A 1,607-nucleotide genomic window follows, 5' to 3' on the forward strand; every position below is an offset into this window, starting at 1 on the left:
ATGATCCGCCGCTACATCATCTGGCGGAACAAGCACGCCACCGACAAACGCCTCAGCCAGGTAGTCAACAGGGCCAACATTGCCTGACGCGGCACCGGTACTTGTCAAGGTCGGTGGGACGGGTCTGTCAAACGAACGGTGTAACTCGGGTTATTGAGAGTTACTTGCGGCCTGCGGTCAGGCGGCCTTCGAACGTCATCTCGAAGGCGTTCAGGGCGGGTTTCCAGCGCATGGTCCACCGCCGGCGGCCCTGCCCGGTCGGGTCGAGGCTCATCACCGCGAGGTAGACGCATTTGAGGGCGGCGCCCTCGTTCGGGAAGTGGCCGCGGGCCCGGACGGCTCGGCGGATGCGGGCGTTGACGGACTCGATGGCGTTGGTGGAGCAGATGACGGTGCGGATCTCGGCGTCGAAGGCCAGGAACGGGACGAACTCCGCCCACGCCTGCTCCCACAGTCGAATGATCGCCGGATACTTTGTGCCCCACGCCTGCGCGAACTCGGCGAAGCGTTCCCGGGCGGCGGCCTCGGTCGCTGCCGTGTAGACCGGTTTCAACGCCTTGGCGATGGCGTCCCAGTGCTGCCGGCCGGCATAGCGGAACGACGCCCGCAGCAGGTGGATGATGCAGGTCTGCACGACCGCCTCGGGCCAGGTCTGCCCGATCGCGTCCGGCAGACCCTTGAGCCCGTCGCAGACCACCATGCACGCGTCGGTGACACCCCGGTTCTTCAACTCGGTGAGCACGCTGAGCCAGAACTTCGCGCCCTCACCGCCGTCGCCGGCCCACAGTCCGAGGATGTCCCGGTTGCCGTCGACCGTGACGGCCAGGGCCACGTAGATCGGCCTGTTCGCGACCTTGCCGTCGCGGATCTTGACGTGCACCGCGTCGAGGAAGATCACCGGGTAGACCGGGTCGAGGGGCCGGTTCTGCCACTCGGTCATCCCGTCGACGACCTTGTCGGTGATCGTGGAGATCGTCTTCCGGGACACGTCCGCGCCATACACCTCGGACAGGTGGGCCTGGATCTCCCCGGTCGTCAATCCCTTTGCCGACAAGGAAATCACCATGTCCTCGACCCCGGACAACCGGCGCTGACGCTTCCGCACGATCTGCGGTTCGAACGTGCCGTCGCGGTCGCGGGGCACCTCGATCTGCACCGGGCCGACCTCGGTCAGCACCGTCTTGCCCCGCACCCCGTTGCGGGAATTCCCACCGTTCTTCCCTGCCGGGTCGCCCTTGTCATAGCCCAGGTGATCGGTGATCTCACCGTCCAGAGCGGCTTCCAGAACCCGCTTGGTCAGCTGCTGCAGCAGCCCGCCCTCACCGGTGAGCTGCAGACCCGCCGCACGGGCCTGTTCCACCACCTGGGCGACGAGCTGATCGTCGACCCCGTCTCCCACCGGCCGCGCCGGTCCACGCTTCGCCACCTGGTCAGTATCGACCTCGGTGATCACGACATCCGTCATCAGGTGCTGCTCCTTGATCAGGAGTTACACCGTTCGTTTTACAGTCCCGGTGGGACCAGTGGGTGTTACGCCGCTTGGGGTAGTGGCTGATCGGTTGCTGGTTCGGGTGGGTTGATCCAGACGGTGTCGGGCAGTTGCAGCG

General features: G+C 66.0%; 1 protein-coding gene. It reads right to left on the minus strand.

Translation table 11 applies throughout. The annotated features are described in order from the left end of the window. Positions 1-160: 160 nt before the first annotated feature. A complete protein-coding gene (locus tag ACGF5C_RS34390) occupies positions 161-1,465 on the minus strand; it encodes an IS256 family transposase (protein ID WP_393308532.1) in 1,305 nt (434 codons plus the stop codon). Positions 1,466-1,607 lie beyond the last annotated feature (142 nt).

Source organism: Micromonospora sp. NPDC047620 (assembly GCF_043205005.1).
Taxonomy (GTDB): domain Bacteria; phylum Actinomycetota; class Actinomycetes; order Mycobacteriales; family Micromonosporaceae; genus Micromonospora.

What these genes read in the sequence shown, in the direction of transcription:
- ACGF5C_RS34390 (WP_393308532.1), bottom strand. Translation starts at nt 1,465, where the DNA reads ATGACGGATGTCGTGATCACCGAGGTCGATACTGACCAGGTGGCGAAG.